Consider the following 3201-nt stretch of genomic DNA (forward strand, 5'->3'; position numbering starts at 1 on the left):
AGCGGGCGACGCTGGCCGGGGCGAATTCGTTGTAGAAGACGATCAGTTCGTCGAGGGTCATCTCAGCCTCCAGTGAAGCGGCGAATGAGCGGGAAATACCAGCGGTAGGGGAGCAGCGCGAAGAGCTTCATGAAACGGGTAAAGCGCTTGGGAAAATGGATTTCGAAATGGGCCGATTTAAACCCGTCGACCGTAGCAATGGCCGCCTGTTCCGGCGTCAGCAGGGCCGGCATGGTGAAATCGTTTTTCGCGGTCAATTGGGTTGAAACAAAGCCCGGATTGATGACCCAGACGCCGACGCCCTTCGGTGCCAGATCGAGGTACAGCACTTCGGCAAAGTGAATGAGCGCCGCCTTGCCCGGCCCGTAGGCCAGCGCTTTGGGCAGGCCGCGATAACCCGCGACGCTGGCGACGAAGGCGATGCCGCCGCCCGGTTTGAGGTCGGACAAAACGGTGGCGGCGAGGCGCATGGCGGCGTTGAAATTGACGGTAACAACCTGTTCGGCAACAGCCAGGTCGAAGTGGTCAGCGCGCATCGGGACGTAATCGCCGGCCAGATAAACGACGAGGTCAACACCATCCCAGGCGGCCAGCAATTTTTGACGGGCGGCGCTCAGGCTGGCGACGTCGGTGGCGTCACACGGCAACAGCAAGGCATCGGCAATGGCCAGGGCGGAGAGTTTTTCAGCCCTGCGCGCCGACAAGGCAAGCCGCGCACCGCGCTGGCTCAGCTCGCGGGCAACGGCGGCGCCGATGCCGCTTGAAGCGCCGACCAGCCAAACGCGCTTGCCCTGCCAGTCGGTGATGACCGGGTTAGAGCACATGGGCGCCGCCCTCGCGTTTGACGAAGGTCAGCGACACTTCGCCCAGCGTGAAACCCCATTTCGACATGGTGGCGCGGTTCATCATGACCTTGTCGTCCATCAGGAACATCCAGTCATCGAAATGGACGTTGTAGACCTTGCCGTCGACCGGCAGCGCCAGCACGTAGCGCCAGCGCAGGGCGTTGCCAGAGACTTCGCCGATCGCCTCGCCGACGACATCCTCCGCCCGGCCGCGGAAAGTGCCGTCGGCCTGTTTGGTCAGCGTCCACACGCGGCGCGAGGTGGTGCCGTCAGACCACTTGAAGTTCTCGTCAAGGACGCCGGTATCGCCCGTCCACTTGGCGTCAATGACGACGTGGAAGCGTTTTTTCACCTCGCCGAAACGGCCCTGGAACAGGCCCCAGGCGTCGAGCGTCCCGTTGAGGTAAGTTTTCAGATCGAGAGCCGGTTGTTCGGCCCGGTATTGTTCGACGCCGGTCGAGGCGCAACCGGCCAGGCCGAGGGTGAAGGCAGCTGCGAGCAGAAATTTCATGATCAGATCTCCAAAGAATGGCGCCAGCGCCAGAGCAGCGCACCGGCCAGCGCCTTGAAGGCGAGCGGCAACAGCGCGTAGGCAAAGGTCAGCGCGGGCAGCCCGGCGCTACCGCCCGGCACATAGCCGAGCGCACCGAGCAGGGGTAGTGAAAGCCCGGCGGCGAGCGCCAGGTTGAGCTTGGCCACGAAATTCCAGACGCCGAAACAGGCCCCGGCCTGCCCCTGACGTTCGCCGAGATCGGCCGCAATGGCGGCGGGCAGCGCGAGATCGGCGCCGAGCGCCAGCCCGGAGGCGATGCAGATGACGGCGAAGGCCCAGACGTCGCCCGCGCCGAGCAGACTGGCGCCGGCGAAGGCGACAATCGACACGCCCATCGCCAGCAGCCAGGCGAAGACCCGCCCGCGCCGGGCCGACAGCATGACCCAGAGCGGCAGCGAGGCGGCGCCAGCGATGAAGTACAGGGCGAGCAGCGGGCCGCTAGCCGACTCGGCTTGCAGGACATCGGCGACGAAGAACAGGAAGAGCGTCGCCGGCAGGGCGGCGGCAATGCCGTTGGCGACGAAGACGATCAGCAGGCGACGGAAAGCTTGATCGGCGAAGACGCGGCGCAGGCTGGGCAGCAAGGGCTGATTTGCTCCTCCCCTTTCAAGGGGGAGGCTGGGATAAGCAGAGACTTTGCCGCCGTTGTTTGGCGGCTTAGTCGGTTGCTTAGTCGTTTCATCAGGGGGATGGGATTCGGGTGTGGCGCGACTTACCCCATCCCCACCCCGCCCCTCCCCTTGTCCCAAGGGATACCGTCCCTGCGGGACATAAAGGGGAGGGAGTTTGACGCCGACGCGGCTGAAGGTCGTGGCAGCCGCGATCAGCAATAGCGGCGGGAGTATCCAGCTCAAGCGGGCGATGCCGTCGCTCAGGCTGGCGGCCAGCACAGCCGGCAAGGCCGCGGCGAGGACGACGCCGAGCAGGCCGAAGCCTTCTCGTGCGGCGGTCAGCCGGGTTCTCAGCGCGGAATCCTCACCAATGTCCGCCCCCCACGCCTGGTAGGCCACGCTGGCGGACGAAAAACCGAGGTAGGTCAGGGCCAGCGAGCCGAGCAGCCAGAGTGCGGCGTGTTCGGTCGGCGGGTTGAGCAGTGCGACGAAGCCGATGGCGAAGGGCAGCAAGGCGAGCGCCACCATGCGCGGGCGGGAAACGCGGTCGGCCAGCCAGCCGAGCCAGGGGTCGATGCCGGCGTCGAGCAGGCGGGTGCCGAGGAGGATGAAGCCGAGTAGCGCCAGTTCCATGCCGGCGGTTTCGGCGTAGTAACGGGGGACGTGGACGTAGATTGGCAATGCCGCGAAGGCCAGGGGGAGGCCGAGCAGGCCATAGGAGAGGATGCGACCGGTGGTCATGGTTTGGGGGCTCGCCATGCTGGCGCTGATAACCAGCGTGGCGCGCGGCTTAAGGGATGGTCGCTGTCGGGGCATGGGGTTCCGCCCCTTACGTGCAGGCTCCCCTTCGTCAGCGGGGTTTTCCGCGCTTGAGGCGCGGGCGTACTTTCTTCTTGCTTCGCCAAGAAGAAAGTAGCCAAAGAAGAAGGCGACCCTGGGTCGGTGCCGGCTACGCCGGTTCCCTGCGCTACTCGGTTCTGGCGGGGGCTGCGGAACTCGGGCTGCGCCCTCAGACAGTCCTCGCCCTTTATCCGCCAGCCCCTGCGTTGCTCGGCACCTCTCAAGGGGCCCGGTGAAACGGCCCGTGGCCAAGCAGTTACGCCGTCATTCCCGCGTAGGCGGGAATCCAGCAAGGGTATGGACTCCCGCTTCGCCCGCCGCGAAGCGGAGTCCCGGGGGTGTCGAGGCCGCG

The 3201-nt window shown here is 65.8% G+C and carries 3 protein-coding genes; all 3 read right to left on the bottom strand.

The features are described from left to right. Positions 1-62: 62 nt before the first annotated feature. From ADADOO_RS09285 to ADADOO_RS09295, 3 genes are read right to left on the bottom strand one after another with little or no spacing between them, the layout of a single operon-like run. A complete protein-coding gene (locus tag ADADOO_RS09285; protein WP_511276955.1) occupies positions 63-824 on the bottom strand; it encodes an SDR family NAD(P)-dependent oxidoreductase in 762 nt (253 codons plus the stop codon). Further along, positions 814-1356: a DUF3833 domain-containing protein gene (locus ADADOO_RS09290; protein ID WP_511276957.1), complete on the bottom strand. Its 543-nt coding sequence runs from the start codon at positions 1354-1356 to the stop codon at positions 814-816. The genes ADADOO_RS09285 and ADADOO_RS09290 overlap by 11 nt, the downstream gene beginning before the upstream one ends. A gap of 2 nt (positions 1357-1358) precedes the next feature. Beyond that, positions 1359-2768: an MFS transporter gene (locus ADADOO_RS09295; protein ID WP_511276958.1), complete on the bottom strand. Its 1410-nt coding sequence runs from the start codon at positions 2766-2768 to the stop codon at positions 1359-1361. Positions 2769-3201: the final 433 nt, after the last annotated feature.

This window comes from Azonexus sp. (assembly GCF_036170495.1).
GTDB lineage: Bacteria > Pseudomonadota > Gammaproteobacteria > Burkholderiales > Rhodocyclaceae > Azonexus.

Bases quoted from the DNA above. Each gene is read 5' to 3' on its own strand.
- ADADOO_RS09285 (WP_511276955.1), bottom strand. From the start codon at position 824: ATGTGCTCTAACCCGGTCATCACCGACTGGCAGGGCAAGCGCGTTTGG.
- ADADOO_RS09295 (WP_511276958.1), bottom strand. From the start codon at position 2,768: ATGGCGAGCCCCCAAACCATGACCACCGGTCGCATCCTCTCCTATGGC.
- ADADOO_RS09290 (WP_511276957.1), bottom strand. From the start codon at position 1,356: ATGAAATTTCTGCTCGCAGCTGCCTTCACCCTCGGCCTGGCCGGTTGC.